Source organism: Plantactinospora sp. WMMB334, from assembly GCF_049179095.1.
In the GTDB taxonomy this organism is placed as follows: domain Bacteria; phylum Actinomycetota; class Actinomycetes; order Mycobacteriales; family Micromonosporaceae; genus Plantactinospora.
Window position 1 is genome coordinate 3,625,017 of record NZ_JBMHME010000002.1, and the last position, 16,336, is coordinate 3,641,352.

Here is a 16,336-nt window from a genome sequence, read left to right on the forward strand (position 1 = left end):
TTCACAATCGGAGCATTCATCGATGTACGCGCTTGGTATTGACCTCGGAACCACGTTCACGGCAGCGGCCACCTGGCGCGACGGTCGGGCGGAGACCGTCACGCTCGGCGATCGGAGTGCCGCCATCCCGTCGGTGGTGCTGCTGCGGCAGGACGAGACATTCCTGACCGGGGACGCGGCGCATCGGCGTGGATTCTCCGAGCCGCAACGGGTCGCCCGCGAGTTCAAACGGCGGCTCGGCGACACCACCCCGATTCTGCTCGGCGGCGTGCCGCAGTCCGCCGAGGCCCTGATGGCGCGGTTGCTCCGCTGGGTGGTCGACGAGGTGGCCCGCCGGGAGGGCGGCCAGCCCGCCTCGATCTGCATCTCCCATCCCGCGAACTGGGGTCCGTACAAGATGGACCTGCTTCGCCAGGCCGCGCGGATGGCCAACCTGGACCTGCCGGTGACCTTCACCACCGAGCCGGAAGCGGCGGCGGTCAACTACACCCAGCAGCAGCGTGTCGAACAGGACACCGTGGTGGCCGTGTACGACCTGGGCGGCGGTACCTTCGACGCCGCGGTGCTGCGCAAGACCGGGGCCGGGTTCGAGGTCATGGGACAGCCCGAGGGCATCGAACGACTCGGCGGCATCGACTTCGACGCCGCGGTCTTCAGCCACGTCCAGGCGGCCCTCGCGGGCAAGCTGGAGGAGCTCGACGAGGACGACCCGGCGGCGATCAACGCGGTGGCACGGCTCCGGGACGAGTGCGTCCAGGCCAAGGAGGCGTTGTCGTCGGACACCGACACGTCCATCCCGGTGCTGCTGCCCAACGTGTCCACCGAGGTCCGACTCACCCGGGCGGAGTTGGAGACGATGATCCGGCCCGCTCTGCACGGATCGGTGGAGGCTCTGCAGCGAGCCATCCGGTCCGCCGGCCTCACCCCGCAACAGGTGCATTCGGTGCTGCTCGTGGGCGGCTCGTCCCGGATGCCGATCGTGGCCCAGATGGTCGGCTCCGAGCTGGGCCGGCCGGTCGTGGTCGACGCCCACCCCAAGCATTCCATCGCGCTCGGCGCGGCGTGGCTGGCCAGCGGCGGGCTGACGATGCCGGCCGGCCGCCCGGTCCACCCCGTTCCGGCGAGCGACCAGGTGGCAGCCCCGACTCCGCATGGCCGGCCGGCGGCTGCGGCGGTACCGGCAGCGGGCGTGTACCGCAGCGAGCCGGCACCCCAGCAGCCGGCCAACGCTCCCGCGCCGACCGCCCAGATGCCGGCGGCCGTTCCGGAACCGAGGACCGGCCTGGACGGGGCAAGCACGACCGCGGCCCGGAAGTGGCCACCCACGGGCACCGGGTCGGCGCCCGTTCCCGGCAGCCACGGCACCGAACCGATCGCTCGCTCCGCATCCGTACCCGCCGCATCCGTACCCGCCGCACCAGGCAAGCGCCGGACACGCGGCCCGGTGCTGGTCGCCGCGGCCGTCGCGGTGCTGCTCGCCGCCGGCGGCACCGCGTGGGCGCTGACCGGCCGTGGTGATGGCGACCGGGACCAGGACGCGGTGGCCGCCGCGCAACAGGACGGCGCCGGGGCCGACCAGCAGCAGCAGGAGGGCGCGCAGGGCGATGGTGCGGACCAGGATGTCGCCGTGGTGCCGCCGGACGAGGACTGCACCGAGGTGAAGAAGAGCACCCGCTGGGTCTGCATCACCAGAGCCACCGTGCAGGACGGGGTCTTCACCGTGTACTTCGACGCCGAGTGGGCCGGCAGCAAGCCGGACATCCAGAACGGTTTCCACCTGCACCTCTACGGCGGCGACGGCACCAACCCCGACGAGGCGACGATGGGTAGCCAGGCCAGCAGCCACGGTTCGTACTACTTCGACGACGAGCAGCCCTCGGTCCGCAGGACCAGCAGCCGCGACTTCAAGGAGTCCATCCGCGACGCCCAGAAGGTCTGCGCCCGGATCGCCAAGAACGGTCACGAGCTGGCGAAGGCCAGCGACGGCAGCTACCACACCGGCAACTGCCTCCCGATCGAACGGCACTGACCGCGAACGGGACCACCGGCGACGGGAGGACAGGTGCCACAGCGAGGTTCTCGCTCCGTCCAGCGGTCCGCCGTGGGCGGTGCGTCACGCGCCGTCGCCCGGCCTGACTCACACCGGGCGTCGGCCGCACCGCCCCGGTCGACCAGCCGTTCCGACGACTGGATGGCGGCGGCACTCGGGCCGGGGCGCGTACCGCGCGCCCCGGCACACCCGGCCGCGCTGGCCCAGCTACAACGCCGGGTCGGCAATCGCGCGACAGCGACCATCATGGCCCGCTGGAATCGGGGGACGACCGACGACACCGGGTCGTGGCCGTCCGCGTCCGGTGCGCCGGAGCCGGCAGCGGCCCGCCCACGCGGTGCCGCCACGGCCAGGCCGCGGCCGGCTCCGCCCGTCGACCGGCTCGGCACGCCGCGGGCTGTCCCGCCCGGCGCGCTCACCGGCGCCGGCCAGGACAGCGCGTTCATGATCGTCTCGAACAGCCAGGCGGTCGGGCTGGACTGGCTGAGGAACAGGTCCCGGACGCGGGGTATGGAAATCGGTGTGACGACTCCGCCGGTGGGATCACAGGCCCCGGACTACGACCCCGGCATCACCTGGGACCCGGCGACGAACATGTGGTATTGCCGGCCCGTCCTGCTCCGACAGCACGACAGGGGCAGGAACGAGTCCGGGTATCTGCGGGCCGGTGACCACGAAACCACCGACATGCGCACCAACCGCAGCGGATATCTCGTCATGTCGGACGCGATGGCCGTGCTCGCCCGGCAGGGCGAAATGGAGCACGTCAACGATATTCGGTACGCCGGCGACATCTCCATCGTGGCGGCGGAAGATGTCCTGGTCAACCATGTGTGCGGCCAGGTCTTCCCGGCCGCGGCCACCCAGACCGCTGCCGAGCAGTATGTCATCGACACGATCGGGCGCCGGTTGACCCAGTCGCTGGGCAGTAGAGCCCGGGCCAAAAAGCTCGGCACCGACCCGATGATGTGGAACGACCGGTACCGGGGTCTCTGCGAACTCAGCCGGAAACGCGACATCCGGCACTGGCACGACTTCGACCTCGTGAAGACGGCCAAGGGTTCGATGGCGCAGGTCACCAGGGTGGTGACGACCAACGACACCGCCATCAACCAACATCCTTCGAATCAGGTCATTCTCTACCGGGACCTACCGTGAATCGACGGCACCGGGAAAATCAGCCGCGGCCGGGCTCCTCCTCCGCGAGGAAGGCGTGTAGCTCGGCCAGGAAGGCGGGCCAGGCCGGCTCGTCGGCGGTGAGCAGATGATTGCTGCCGTCGAGCACGACCAGCCGGCTGTGCGGGATGCGGTCGGCCAGTTCCTCCGCCTGGGAGACGGGAACGCGCGGGTCGTCGCGGGAATGCAGGATCAGCGTAGGGCAGGAGACGCGGTGTGCGAGGCCCAGAACGTCGACGACGGAGTGCAGCTCCAGTTGCCGCGCCCCGCTGGCCGCTGAGGCCGTCCGTTGCCGGTAGTCGGTAAGGTCGTCCCACCACTGCGGCGGGCTGCCGGCGAAGAACTGGGCCCCGAAGAACCGCAGGTAGCTGCGCTCCTGGCCATGCCATCCGGCCAGGTCGACCTGCATGTCGAGGGCCGCCGCGGCGCGCTCGGCGTCGTCGCGCGCCCGGGCCAGCCGGCCCTGGACGACCGCCGCGTTCAGGACCAGCCGGCTGACACGTTCGGGCCGGTGCGCGGCGTACGCCACCGCCTGGGCGCCGCCGTGGCAGACGCCGAGCAGCGGGAAGCGGTCGAGTCCCGCCGCGCCGGCCACGGCGTCGAGGTCGTCGACCCACTCGTCCACGGCGAAGGTCGCCGTCGGCTCGGACAGGCCGCATCCCCGCGAGTCGTAGCGGATCACCCGCCTGTCGCGGATCAGGGCCTCGCGCCAGTGCGCGAATATCGGAGTGGTCCCTTCGATGTCGATCCGGCTCAGCCAGTTCGCGGCCTTGACCAGGATCGGTCCGGTGCCGGTGGCGGCCCAGGCGATGCGCGCGCCGTCGGCCGTGCGGCAGAACCGGATGACGTCTGACGCGGCGGTGTCCGCCACGCCGGGACCGGCCGGCGCGTCGGCCACTGCGGTCGGGACGGACCCGGTGGGCGCCACCGCGGTCGGGGCGGACTCGCGGGGCCTCACCGCCGTCGGGGCCACGAACTGGTAACCGCGCCCGTGGACAGTGGAGATGAGCCGCTGCTGGCGCCCGGTCTCGCCGATCGCCCGCCGGAGGGTGCGCAGGGTGGTGGTGAGGACGGCCGCGGTGACGGACTCGCCCGCCCACACCGTGTCCAGCAGTTCCTTTCCGGGCACGATGCGATCGCGGTGCCGCACGAGATGGCAGAGCAGGGCGAATGCCCGGGGCTCGATGCGGATCGGCCGCCGTCCGTGGGAGAGACGGCCCAGGCGCGGGTCCAGGTCAAATTGCGCGAAGTGGTAGGTCGCCGCGAGCACATCGCAGTTTATCGACTCGATGTCGCCGCAACGCTATCGGACGCCAAGCTGACTTTTTTGGATACGTTCGTCCGAGTGTTCTTCTCCGGTGCGGTGACGACGAGCTTCCTCATAACTTCCTCAGATTCTCCCCAAGCGTGCGCCGCGTGAGTCTCGGAAGATACGACGTACCGGCGTGGGCGGTGAGAGCCGTTCCGGGTCAGGGCGACGACCAGGCTGGTCCGCGGCGGCTCAAGGGGGGTTCGTGGTCAACGGCCTGCAGGTGAGGCTGTTCGGTGACGTGTCGATCCAGCGGGGCGGTCGATCCCTGACCTTTCCGCCGGGTAAGGCTCTGGAGCTGTTCTGCTATCTGCTGATCCATCGCGACCGTGCGCACGCCCGCGAGGCGGTCGCGGAGATGTTGTGGCCGGAGGCGGAGCCCGGCGCCGGCAGAAAGAACCTGCGGCAGGCCCTGTGGCGGCTCAACACGACGATGCCGGACCGGTCGGACGAGCACGGTGCCGGAAGCGCGCTCGTCGTCATCGACCCCGGTTGGGTCCGGGTCAACCCCGACGCGCCCTACTGGTTGGATGTGAACGCGTTCGAGGAGAGCTACGCGGCCGTCCGCGATGTCCCCGGGCACACCCTCTCCGACGTTCAGGCGAACGCGGTCGAACGCGCGCTGGAGCTCTACCGGGGGGATCTGGTCACCGCGTGGTACCACGACTGGTGCCACCCCGAGCGGGACCGCCTGCGCCATGCTCACCTGGCGATGCTCGACCAGATGATGGGCTATTGCGAGGCGCGCGGGCTCTACGCGAAGGGGGTCGGCCTCGGGCAGGCCCTCCTGGGCCATGACACCGCGCGGGAGCGGACCCACCGGCAGTTGATGCGGTTGCACTACGCCGCCGGCGACCGGACCGCGGCGCTCCGCCAGTACGAGCGGTGCGTGGCGGTGGTGGACCGGGAGTTCGGAGTGCGACCGTCGGCGGACACGACGCTCCTCTACGAACAGATCTGGGCCGACCGGGCCGACGACATCATGCCGAAGAGCGCTCTGACGGCGGTCGCCGAGCGGTCGCCGCGAGCGCCACGAGAGCGGGCCGCCGTGGACGGAGCACGTGGCCGGGTCGGCCAGGTCCACGCGGGGGCGATCACGCTGCCCAAGCCCCGTCGTACGGCCGTCGCCACACACGTCGGTGCAGCGAGAGTGGTGGGGTTGCGCCCCGAGGACCGGGACGAGGTGCGGGGTTTCATGGACGGTGCAGGCTACGCCGACTCGACGCAGCATCTGCTGGCCGAGCTGGCGCGACTCGACATCCTGCTCGAAAGGCAGGTGCGGCGGGCGCGGCTCTCGCACGGGGAACGCGACGACAGGCTCTCCGCGTACTACATTCCCGATGCCGAGGTCGACGCGCTTCTGGGGCGACCGGTCGACGCCCCGCCGCTGGACGACGATCCGGAGATCGGATCTCGCCTGGACCGGCTGTCGAACGAGATCGCCGAACGCGTCAAGCGCGGCGTACGGGATGGTGCGTTCCTGCGGCTGGTGGCGTTGGTGGAGCGCTTCGATCTCTGCCCGCTCGACCTCGAGGTCGTCGTGGCGTGCCTGGCGCTCGAGACCGATCGGCGGTACGAGCGCCTGTACGGCTATCTGAACGACGATGTGACGCGGCGGGCGCCGACGGTCGACCTGATCCTGACCCTGCTCTGCACCGGGCTGCCGGCGCGGACCGCCGCACGCACCCGGTTCACGTCGGCGGCGCCCCTGGTCAGGCACCGTCTCATCCTCCTCTCGGACGATCCCGCGCAGCCCTCGCACTCCCTGCTGGGCAGCAACGTCCGACTGGATCCGCGGGTCGCCGGGTTCCTGCTGGAGGACGACGAGATCGCCGATCAGCTGCGACCGTACGCCCGGGTGGTCGCACCCGCCGGAAGCCTCGACGACCTGCACTTTCCCGTGAGCTTCGGGGCCTCGGTGGCCCGGTTGGCCGAGCGGGCCGGCGACGACCTGATGGTCTACTGCCAAGGGGGCTACGGCCTCGGCAAGCAGAGCGTCGCGGCGGCCTGCTGCCAACGCTGGCACGCGCCGCTGCTGGTCGTCGCCGCGGATCTGCTGGCGGATCGCCCGATCGAGGAGTTCGCGACCCTGGTCGGTCTCGTCGACCGCGAGGCACGACTGCTGGGTGCGGTCATGTACTGGGAGAACATCGATGCCCTGCTGGCCGAGCAGGGCCGTCCCCGGCTGTCGCTGCTGCTGTCGATGCTGGCGGCCCACCGCGCCCCGGCGTTCCTGGCCGGAGAGACCGGGTGGGAGCCGGCCGACCTGCCGGGCGGCGTCACCTTCGTCCGGCTGGAGTTCCCGGCACCGGGCTACGACGAGCGGATCCGCCTCTGGGAGGCGGCGCTCGGCGGCGCGGCACCGGCGGTGGAGCTGGCCGAGGTCGCCGGCAAGTTCCGGCTGAGCGGGGGCCAGATCCAGGACGCGGCGGCGACCGCCCGCCATCTCGCGTACGCCCGGTCCCCGGGCGCGCCACGGGTCAGCTCCGCCGATCTGTACGCGGCGTGCCGGGCGCAGTCCAACCGGAAGCTGGCCGAGCTGGCCCAGCGGATCGCGCCGCACTACTCCTGGGACGACATCGTGCTGCCCGCCGACCGGATGGAGCAACTCCGGGAGATCGCCAACCAGGTGCGTTACCGGGCCCTGGTGTACGAGTCCTGGGGATTCGAGCGGAAGCTGGCCAACGGGCGAGGGCTGGCCGTGTTGTTCGCCGGCCCCTCCGGCACCGGCAAGACGATGGCGGCCGACGTCCTGGCCCACGACCTCGGCCTGGACCTCTACAGGATCGACCTGTCGACGGTGGTGAGCAAGTACATCGGCGAGACCGAGAAGAACCTCTCCCGGATCTTCGCCGAGGCGGCCACCAGTAACGCGGTCCTCTTCTTCGACGAGGCCGACGCGCTGTTCGGCAAGCGCTCCGCCGTCCGCGACGCGCACGACCGGTACGCCAACCTGGAGATCAGCTATCTGTTGCAGCGGATGGAGCAGCACGAGGGGGTGGTCGTGCTCGCCACCAACCTGCGCAAGAACCTCGACGACGCGTTCATCCGCCGGCTGCACGCCACCATCGACTTCCCGGTCCCCGGCGTCGAGGACCGTCGCCGCATCTGGCGGCAGGTCTGGCCGGATGGCGCTCCGCTGGAGGAGGGCCTCGACCTGGACCTGCTCGCCGGGCATGTCGACCTGCCCGGCGGGAGCATCCGCAACATCGCCCTGGCCGGCGCGTTTCTCGCCGCCGCCGAGGGCGGCGTGGTCACCATGGCCCATCTGCTCCAGGCCACCAGGCGGGAGTACCAGAAGATGGGCAAGCTTGTATCCATAAAGGACTTCGCCGCGTCGGCGACCTAGCTCGACCGGCCCTTCAGCCCCTGCACGAGCCGGCCAGGCAGCACCCCCGCGAACCCCAGATCTCCGCCCACCGGGACGAGCCCGATCAGACACACAGGAGAGGCCATGACCACTGTAGAAATCACCCCGTTGATCCTGGACAAGGTTCGGGCGCTGTTCGAAAAGGTGTTCAGCAGCGAGGAGGAGACCGCGAGGTTTCTCGCCGACCCGGCCGGGTCGTTCGCCGCCAACGACATCGACGCCGAGACGCTGGGCGCGGTCGACATCAACCAGATCGCCAACGAGGCCGCGTTCGGCAGCGCCGGTGGTCCCGGAGGTTTCAGCGGCGGCGGCTCCGGCGGCGGTCCTGGCGGCGGTCCTGGCGGTTTCGGCGGGGGTGGTTCCGGCGGCTCCGGTGGTGGCGGATTCGGTGGCGGTGGGGCGGGCGCCTCCGCGCCGTCCGTCCAGACCGTCCAGCAGGTCACCAACGTGGCCCAGAACTTCACCACCCAGAACTTCGTCGACAACTCCACCACCTTCACCGACAACTCCACCGACATCGACAACTCCGTCGACGTCGACGTGGACGGCGCGGTGCTGGGTGACATCGACGTCGACTCCACCAACCTCAACCAGGCCGGCGACGGAAATGTCGGCAACATCGGCGACGGCGACGTCAACGCGGCGACCGGCGACGGCGCCGTGGCCCAGCAGGGCGACGGGGACCAGGTGGCCGCGACCGGTGGCTCGGTGGCCGCCGGTGACGACGCGTTCGCCGCCACCGGTGACAACTCGTCGGTGGAGTTCGTCGACGGCGACAAGATCACCGCGGGAGACGGCGCGGTGGTGGGGACCGGCGACGGTGACGTGCTCGGCGCGACCGGCGACGGCGCCTTCCTCGGCACCTCGAAGAACGGCGACGTGGTGGGCAACACCGGCGACAACGCGGTGACCGCGGGCGACGACATCGACGGGGTCGTCAACACCGGCACCAACTCCGGCATCCAGGCCGACGGCGACGTCGACAAGGCGATCCTGGGCGACAACCTCGGCATCGTCGGCGACGACGTGGACAAGGCCGTGGTCGGGGACAACAACCAGAGCGCGCAGTTCGACATCGACACCGGAGGCGGCGCCGGCGGCACCGCCGGGGGCACGGGTGGCGACGGCGGCCGCGCGAACGCCGACGGCGGAAGCGGCGGCGACGGTGCGGCCGGGGTCGGCGTCGGTACCGGCGTCGGCGTCGGGCTCCGCGGCAAGGGGGAAGGCAGCGGCGAGGGTAACGGTGAGGGCGGTGACGGCGGTGACGGCGGCAAGGCCGTCGGCGGCGACGCCTCGGGCGGCAAGGGCGTCGGCGGCGACGCCAGCGGCGGTGCCGGCGGCAGCGTCGGCCCGATCAACCTCAACTTCGGCGGGGGCAGCCAGGACACCGTCAACGCCTCCGACGTCGAGGACTCCTCGCTCTCCGCCGGCGGCGACGCCAGCACGGCACAGGACTCCTTCAACGACCAGTCGACCAACGACTCCAACAACGACCAGTCCGTCGACGACTCGTTCAACAACGACGACTCGTTCAACGACGTGGCCGCGTTCAGCAACAACGACACGAGCGTGGGCGACACCGCCGGCAGCCCGGAGCCTGACCCGAGCCTCGGCGCCTGAGTCCCGAACGCGCCCGAGTCCCGAACCGGGTCGAGCAGCGCAGGCGTGGTGGGTCTGCGGCCCCACCACGCCGCGCCCGTGCTCTGGCCGACCGATGGGCCGAGCCGGTCCGCCACACATCCACGTGCCGGAAGGAACGACGTTGGCCACCACCACAGCACCATCCGACGCCGACAGCACGCTGCGACGGGCGACCCAGGTGGTCGACCTCGCACAACGTGCGTGCGCGGCCTACGACCGCGCGGACCTCAACGGCCGGCTCGCCGCCATCCGGGCGGGCCTCGCCGACCCGGCGGTGCACGTCGTCGTCGTGGGCGAGTTCAAGCAGGGTAAGAGTTCCCTCGTGAACGCGCTGGTCGGACACAGGGTCTGCCCGGTCGACGACGACGTGGCCACCGCCCTGCCAACCTATGTGCGCTACGCCGAGACGCCGTCCGCCAGTCTGCTTCTCGACGACGTACCGCCGCGGCGCGAGCCGGTGCCGGTCGAGCGGGTGCGGGAGTTCGTCCTGGAACGGGAGAGCGCCGGCACGGCGGACAGGACCACCGGAGTCGAGGTACGGTTGCCCCGGCCGCTGCTCTCCGGCGGCCTCGTCATCGTCGACACCCCTGGCGTCGGCGGCCTCGGCTCGGTGTACGCGGCCGCCAGCCTGACCGCCGCCTCCATGGCCGACGCGCTGTTGTTCGTCACGGACGCGGCCCAGGAGCTCACTCGCAGCGAGGTGGAGTTCCTGCGCCAGGCCCGCGAGGTGTGCGGCACGGCGGTGTGCGTGCTCACCAAGACCGACTTCTACCCGTACTGGCGCAAGATCCGTGACCTCGACGCGCGACACCTGGCCGGCGAGGGAGGAGATCTACCGATCATTCCGGTCTCCTCCGACCTCCGGCAGCGCGCCGTCGCCGCCGGAGACAAGGATCTCAACGCCGAGTCCGGGTTTCCCGAGCTGGTGAAATTCGTCGCCCAGCGGGTCTCCGGTGGAGCGGCCGCCCGGGCAGCCGCCCAGGCGGGCGCCTCGGTCGTCGGGATCTGCGAGCAGATCGAGAGCCAGTTCGAGGCCGAGCGGGCCGCGCTCGCGGACCCGGCGACCGCGGCCAGGGTGATGGACGGCCTCGCCGAGGTGAAGCAGCGCGTCGAGTCGCTCAAGGCCGCCGCGGCGAAGTGGCAGCAGACGCTCAACGACGGCGTCGCCGACCTCAACTCCGACATCGACCACGACCTGCGCGGCCGCATCCGCCGGCTCGTCGAGGAGGCCGACACGCAGATCGAGGAGAGCGACCCGGCTGACAACTGGGCCGAGACCGAACGGTGGCTACAGGCTCGGGTCTCCCACGAACTGCTGGCCAGCTACATGATGCTCCGGGACCGCGCGATCAGCCTCAGCGACGATGTGGCGACCCACTTCCAGGAGGCCGCCGGCCAGGCACTCCGCGAGGTCGCGGTCACCGACCCGGTACGGCTGGCGGGCGCCGCCCAGGTCGACCACAAGATCGAGCTGGCGAAGATGAAGGTCGGGAAGCAGGCGATGGTGGCGCTCAAGAGCGCCTACGGCGGCGCGCTCATGTTCACCATGCTCGGCACCCTGGCCGGTATCGCCCTCGGCCCCATCGGCATCGGGATCGGCCTGGTGATGGGGCGCAAGGGCCTACGCGAGGAGAAGAAGCGGCAGCGGACGAGCCGGCAGAGCCAGGCCCGGAACGCGATCCGGCGCTACTGCGACGAGGTCAGCTTCGTGATGACCAAGGACTCCCGCGATACCCTCCGCCGTATCCAGCGCCAGCTTCGCGACCACTACAGCGGCATCGCCGACGAACTGGCCCGGTCCAACAGCAAGGCGCTGAGCGCGGCGTCGGAGGCGGCGCAGCGCTCCACGGCCGAACGCGAGAGCCGGCTCCGTGACCTGACGTCCGAACTGGATCGCCTGCGGCAGCTGCGGGAGCACGCCACCGCGCTCGTCTCCTGACCTCTCCCCCGCCGGGCTCGGCCGCTGGCGGGGTCGGCCGCTGGCGGACACTCCGCCGTGCTCACCCCTCGCCGCGCAGCTCCGTCAGGATCCGCTCCGCCACGCGGAACGACTCCAGGGCGGCCGGCACCCCGACGTAGACGGCGGCCTGCATGAGCGTCTCCTGGATCTCCTTCTCGGTGACCCCGTTGTTGACGGCGCCCCGCACGTGGACGCCGAGTTCGTGGGAGCGGTTGAGGGCGGTCAGCATCGCCAGGTTGAGCAGACTCCGGGTCTTACGCTCCAGGCCGTCGCCGGACCACACCCCGCCCCAGCAGTACTCGGTGACGAACTCCTGGATAGGGCGCGAGAACTCGGTGACGTTGCCCAGGGACCGGTCGACGTGCTCCGCCCCGAGGACCTCCCGTCGCACCTTGAGCCCCTGCTCGTACGACTCCTGGTGGGTGCCGTTCGCCGTCATCTTGTCGTGCTCCCTTCGGTTCAGGCCGAGGTGGTCGCGGCGGCGCCGTAGTCGCCGTCTGCCACGGGCTCGGCCCACTCGGTCCTGCCGAGCGAGATCGCGGTGTGGGTCAGGAAGGAATCCGGCGCGCCACCGTGCCAGTGGCGTTCCCCGGCGGGAATCCAGACGGTGTCCCCCGCCCGGAGCACCTCGGGTCGCTCACCGGCCGTGCAGATCAGGCCGCGGCCGGCGACAACCTGGAGAATCTGCCCGTGCTCATGGCTGTGCCAGTAGGTCCGGGCGCAGGGCGAGAAGGTGACGGTATTGATCGTCACGCCATCCGTGGACGGCATGGTCAGGTAGTTCCACACGTCGCCGGTGAACTTCGAGCCCGGCTTGCCGGCGGTGCCGGCCTGCTCCGCGGCACGGGTGATCTTCATGCTGTCTCCTTCGGGTCGTTGAGGTCGCCTGGGGCCCGCGTCGACACGGGCCCTAGACGCGACGGTCGACATAGCGCTCGTCCTGGTACGGCCAGCGCTCGGACATGTCGGCGGCGGTGGGATACCAGCCGTGGAAGACCTCCCTGGACTCGGCGAAGAAGGAGGTGATCCGACGCTCGATGAGCCAGCCGGCGCCCGCCCGGACATAGGCCACGTCGTAGGCGCCCGAACTGTTGCGGATCGAGACCCGCCCGTCCACGACCCCGATGGCCCGGTACTGGAAGTGGACGCGGCACGACGCCGTGTCCCCGTCGATGTCGAACCTGGGGACCATCATGTAGTGGATCCCGTGCCACGGCTGCTCGTTGCAGAACCTTGCGAGGTTCTCACGACCCGCGACGAAGTTTCCCGCCTGGCCATCCATCACACGCGCCTGATAGATGCCCTCCGCGGTGAAGAGGTCCGCCCACTCCTCCCCGTGGCGTCCGTCGTAGGTGGGCGCGTAGGCGCCCTCGATCCGCATCAGTGCCAGCGTGTCGGCCGTGAGATCGGCCACCGCTTCCTGGGTCATCTCCTTGCTCCTTCCGGATGGACGATGGTGGTGATCGCGTACCCGCACCACGGCGACCGTGGTCAGACGCCCACGGTGCTCCTGAGCTCCTCGATCGACTCGCCCGTCACCTCTCCCGTTCCCACGACCTCGCCCTTGACCAGGGCCACGTAGCGGCTCGCCAGCCGCGAGACGAGCCTCAGGTTCTGCTCGATCAGGAAGAGCGCCGTCCCGGTCTCGCCGATCGAGGCGAGCGCGTCGATGACCTCGTCGATCGCGACCGGGGAAAGCCCCTCCGCCGGCTCGTCCAGCACCAGCACCCGGGGGTTGGACATCAGTGCCCGGCCGATGGCGAGCATCTGTTGCTGTCCGCCGCTGAGCGCATGGCCGTTGTAGCGTGCCCGCTCGGCGAGGATGGGAAAGAGTGCGTAGACGGACCGGAGGTTCCACGAGCCCGGCCGCGCGTGCGCGGCGCCGAGCAGGAGGTTCTCCTCGACGCTCAGGTTGGAGAGGATGCGCCGGCCCTGGGGGCAGAGCGCGATGCCCGCCCGGGACGCGTGGTAGGCGCGGGTGGGCCTGAGCGGCTCGCCGTCGACGACGATCGAGCCCTCGACCCGAGGGATGCCGTACAACGACATCGCGAGCGTGGACTTGCCGGCGCCGTTCCGTCCGACCAGGGCGACCGCCTCGCCGCTCTCGATCGACAGGGAGACGTCCCTGAGGACCTGGGCCGGCCCGTAGAAGGCCGATACCGTGTCGAGGGTCAGGACCGCGCTCATTCTTCCCTCCCCAGATAGGCGTCGCGCACACTGCGGTCCTGCCGCACCTGCGCGGGGGTTCCGGACATCAGGACACGGCCCAGGTTGAGCACCGTGATCTCATCGCAGACCTCGAACACGGCGTCCACGTCGTGCTCGATGTAGAGCACCGCCATGTCGCGCTCCTGGGCCAGCCGCCGGATGAACCGGGCCAGCTCCAGGCTCTGCGAGCGGGACAGTCCCGCCCCCGGCTCGTCCGCCAGGAGCACCGCCGGCCGACCCACCAGCGCCATGCCGATGTCGACCCGCCGTTGGTCGCCGTACGAGACCTGTCCGCACTTGCGGTCGAGCAGCGGCTCCAGCCCCAGGGCGTCGACGAGCTCGTCGACGCTCTCGTCCCGCAGGGTGCGGCCGACCAGCTCGAAGTGGGCCCGGACGGTGAGGTCGGGAAAGACGCTGGTGCGCTGGAACGAGCGCGCGATGCCGTGGCGGCGCCGCCAGGTGACCGATCGGCCGGCCACGTTCTTTCCGTCGTACACGATCGACGCCCTGCCGCCGCGCCGGCGGCCGGAGACCACGTCGACGAATGTCGACTTGCCGGCACCGTTCGGCCCGATCACCCCGTGGACGCGGCCGCGCTGGAGGTCCAGTCCTACGTCTTCGAGCGCCGTCACACCCTTGAACCGCACCGTGACGTCGCGAACCGTGAGCACCAACTCTTCCTCACCGCCCTCAGTTCGTGCTGGCCAGGTCGACCGGCGGTCGACGGCGTTCCCGGTGTCGAAGCCACTGCGCCTGCAGCGAGCCGACCACGCCGGCCTTGGCGAAGACCATGACGACGATGACCGCGACTCCGACGTACAGCTGCCACTCGGTCCGACCGCCCGACACCAGCATCGCGTTGCCGACGGTGTAGATCAGCGCCCCCCACAGCGGCCCGGTCGCCACCCAGCAGCCGCCGATGAAGGAGACGATCAGGGCATTGCCCGATGTGGTCCAGGCGAGGACGTCGAGGGAGAGGAACGAGTTGTAGAACGCGAAGAGCACACCCGCGATGCCGGCGATCAACGCCGAGACGACGTAGGCGGCCAGCACCGGTAGGTAGGTGTTGGAGCCGTTGAACCTGACCCGCTCCTCGTTCTCGCGGATCGCGTCCAGGAGCTTTCCGAAGCGGGAGCGTCCGATCAGAGCCAGGGCGACGAGAGCCAACGTCACAGCCGCCCAACAGATGATCCACATGGTGACCGGGTCGGAGAAGTCCCGGGCGGTGAGGCCGAAGAGCGTGCCGTTCATGCGTACCGGCAACCCGTCGTCGCCGCCGGTGACCGAGCGCGTCTGGGTGAGCCCGGCGAGCGTGAAGGCGAACTGGCCGAACGCCAGGGTGAGCATGGTGAAGGCGATGCCGCGGGACCGCACGAGGAGGCTTCCCACCGCGAGCGCGACCGCGACCACCGCACCGAGGGCCAGCACCAGCGCAGGGATGATCTCCAGCTCCGCGTGCGTGCTGAGCGCGCCGAAGGCGTACGCCGCGCCACCGAAATAGAGGGCGTGCCCGAGGCTGACCATGCCGAGACGCCGGATCAGGAACGCCACGCTCAAGCCGAAGATCCCCAGGATGGCGGCGTTCACCAGAAGATGCCGCTGGTACGGCCCGGTCACCACCAGGGGAACGAGGAAGCCGATCGCCACCAGGCCGGCGTTCACCGCCCACCTCGGCCGGATGCGCGGTCGCCCCGGTCGGCGGTCGTTGCTTCCGGACGTCTCTTCCGCCCTGGTACGTCGCTCCGTCGCGCCGTCCGACGTCACGGTCATGTCTCGATCCTTCCTGCGATGCCGCGCGGATGGACGATCAGCACGATGATCATCACCACGTACGGCGTGAGCGCGGACCAGCCCGGGAGGTTCACGTCGCCGATCACCTGGATGAGGCCGAGAGCGATGGCCGCGATCGCCGCTCCGCCGATGCTTCCCAGGCCACCGACGGTCGTGACGATCAGTGCGATGACCAGGATCCTCGCGCCCATGTCGATGCTGACGGTGGCGTAGGGCGCGACAAGCACCCCGGCCACGCCGGCCAGGCCGAAGCTCACCGCGGCGACGACGGCGTTGAGCCGGTCGGTGTTGACCCCGGCGACACCGGTCATCTCCAGGTCGCGGCTCGCCGCCCGGACGTGGAGGCCCATCCTCGAATAGCGCAGCCAGGAGGCGATACCGATCGCCACGGCGAGGCTGAAGACGATGATGAACAGCCGGTACGACGGGTAGGCGTCACCCAGCACGCTTACGGAACTGTCGAAGGGCGCCGGGGGATCCAGCGCCTTCGGCTGGGTCCCCCACAGAATGACGACGACGTTCTCGATGACCAGCGCGCCGCCGTAGGTGATGATGGCCAACTCGATCGGGTCCCGGCTCCGCAGGAACCTGAACGCGCCCTTGTCCACCAGGTAGCCGACCAGCGCCAGCACGGCCGGGACCGTCACCAACGCGAGCCAGAACGAGACCGCCGAACTGAGCGAGTAGGCCGTGTAGGCGCTGAACATGTACAGCGCCCCGTGACCGAAGTTGAACACACCGCCGAGCCCGAAGATCATCGCGAGGCCGAGTGCGAGGATGAGCAGCAGCGAGCCGTAGGCGAGCGCGTTCAGGAGCTGAATTGCCATTGGG

General features: G+C 70.4%; 14 protein-coding genes. 6 read left to right on the forward strand and 8 right to left on the reverse strand.

The annotated features are described in order from the left end of the window. Window positions 1–22 precede the first annotated feature (22 nt). Window positions 23–2,029: an Hsp70 family protein gene (locus tag ACN27G_RS15495; protein WP_421493509.1), complete on the forward strand. Its 2,007-nt coding sequence runs from the start codon at window positions 23–25 to the stop codon at window positions 2,027–2,029. A gap of 162 nt (window positions 2,030–2,191) precedes the next feature. Next, window positions 2,192–3,208: a hypothetical protein gene (locus tag ACN27G_RS15500; RefSeq protein ID WP_421493510.1), complete on the forward strand. Its 1,017-nt coding sequence runs from the start codon at window positions 2,192–2,194 to the stop codon at window positions 3,206–3,208. 19 nt (window positions 3,209–3,227) lie between these two features. Here ACN27G_RS15500 and ACN27G_RS15505 read toward each other — a convergent pair whose 3' ends face one another. Beyond that, a complete protein-coding gene (locus ACN27G_RS15505; protein ID WP_421493511.1) occupies window positions 3,228–4,376 on the reverse strand; it encodes an alpha/beta fold hydrolase in 1,149 nt (382 codons plus the stop codon). Between ACN27G_RS15505 and ACN27G_RS15510 the strand changes: the two genes are divergently transcribed. From ACN27G_RS15510 to ACN27G_RS15525, 4 genes are all read left to right on the forward strand, one after another. Further along, window positions 4,368–4,646 (forward strand): hypothetical protein, encoded by a 279-nt coding sequence (locus ACN27G_RS15510; RefSeq protein WP_421493512.1) that lies wholly within the window; start codon window positions 4,368–4,370, stop codon window positions 4,644–4,646. The genes ACN27G_RS15505 and ACN27G_RS15510 overlap by 9 nt on opposite strands. Window positions 4,647–4,740: 94 nt before the next feature. Continuing rightward, the gene (locus tag ACN27G_RS15515) at window positions 4,741–7,884 is read left to right on the forward strand and encodes an AAA family ATPase (protein ID WP_421493513.1); all 3,144 of its coding nucleotides are present in this window, start codon (window positions 4,741–4,743) and stop codon (window positions 7,882–7,884) included. Window positions 7,885–7,989: 105 nt separating this feature from the next. Next, window positions 7,990–9,525: a hypothetical protein gene (locus ACN27G_RS15520; protein WP_421493514.1), complete on the forward strand. Its 1,536-nt coding sequence runs from the start codon at window positions 7,990–7,992 to the stop codon at window positions 9,523–9,525. 142 nt (window positions 9,526–9,667) lie between these two features. Beyond that, a complete protein-coding gene (locus ACN27G_RS15525) occupies window positions 9,668–11,485 on the forward strand; it encodes a dynamin family protein (protein WP_421493515.1) in 1,818 nt (605 codons plus the stop codon). A gap of 61 nt (window positions 11,486–11,546) precedes the next feature. Here ACN27G_RS15525 and pcaC read toward each other — a convergent pair whose 3' ends face one another. The 7 genes from pcaC to ACN27G_RS15560 form a co-directional block, all read right to left on the reverse strand. Next, window positions 11,547–11,945, reverse strand: a complete 399-nt coding sequence (pcaC, locus tag ACN27G_RS15530; protein ID WP_421493516.1) for a 4-carboxymuconolactone decarboxylase — start codon at window positions 11,943–11,945, stop codon at window positions 11,547–11,549. Window positions 11,946–11,965: 20 nt separating this feature from the next. Then, the gene (locus ACN27G_RS15535; RefSeq protein WP_421493517.1) at window positions 11,966–12,364 is read right to left on the reverse strand and encodes a cupin domain-containing protein; all 399 of its coding nucleotides are present in this window, start codon (window positions 12,362–12,364) and stop codon (window positions 11,966–11,968) included. 52 nt (window positions 12,365–12,416) lie between these two features. Beyond that, window positions 12,417–12,935 carry a nuclear transport factor 2 family protein gene (locus tag ACN27G_RS15540; RefSeq protein WP_421493518.1) on the reverse strand — a complete coding sequence of 173 codons (519 nt, stop codon included), beginning with the start codon at window positions 12,933–12,935 and terminating at the stop codon, window positions 12,417–12,419. 62 nt (window positions 12,936–12,997) lie between these two features. Continuing rightward, window positions 12,998–13,693: an ABC transporter ATP-binding protein gene (locus ACN27G_RS15545; protein WP_421493519.1), complete on the reverse strand. Its 696-nt coding sequence runs from the start codon at window positions 13,691–13,693 to the stop codon at window positions 12,998–13,000. After that, a complete protein-coding gene (locus ACN27G_RS15550) occupies window positions 13,690–14,385 on the reverse strand; it encodes an ABC transporter ATP-binding protein (RefSeq protein WP_421493520.1) in 696 nt (231 codons plus the stop codon). The genes ACN27G_RS15545 and ACN27G_RS15550 overlap by 4 nt, the downstream gene beginning before the upstream one ends. 19 nt (window positions 14,386–14,404) lie before the next feature. After that, window positions 14,405–15,484 carry a branched-chain amino acid ABC transporter permease gene (locus ACN27G_RS15555; protein WP_421493521.1) on the reverse strand — a complete coding sequence of 360 codons (1,080 nt, stop codon included), beginning with the start codon at window positions 15,482–15,484 and terminating at the stop codon, window positions 14,405–14,407. Next, window positions 15,481–16,332 (reverse strand): branched-chain amino acid ABC transporter permease, encoded by an 852-nt coding sequence (locus ACN27G_RS15560; RefSeq protein WP_421493522.1) that lies wholly within the window; start codon window positions 16,330–16,332, stop codon window positions 15,481–15,483. The genes ACN27G_RS15555 and ACN27G_RS15560 overlap by 4 nt, the downstream gene beginning before the upstream one ends. Between the last annotated feature and the right edge of the window lie 4 nt (window positions 16,333–16,336).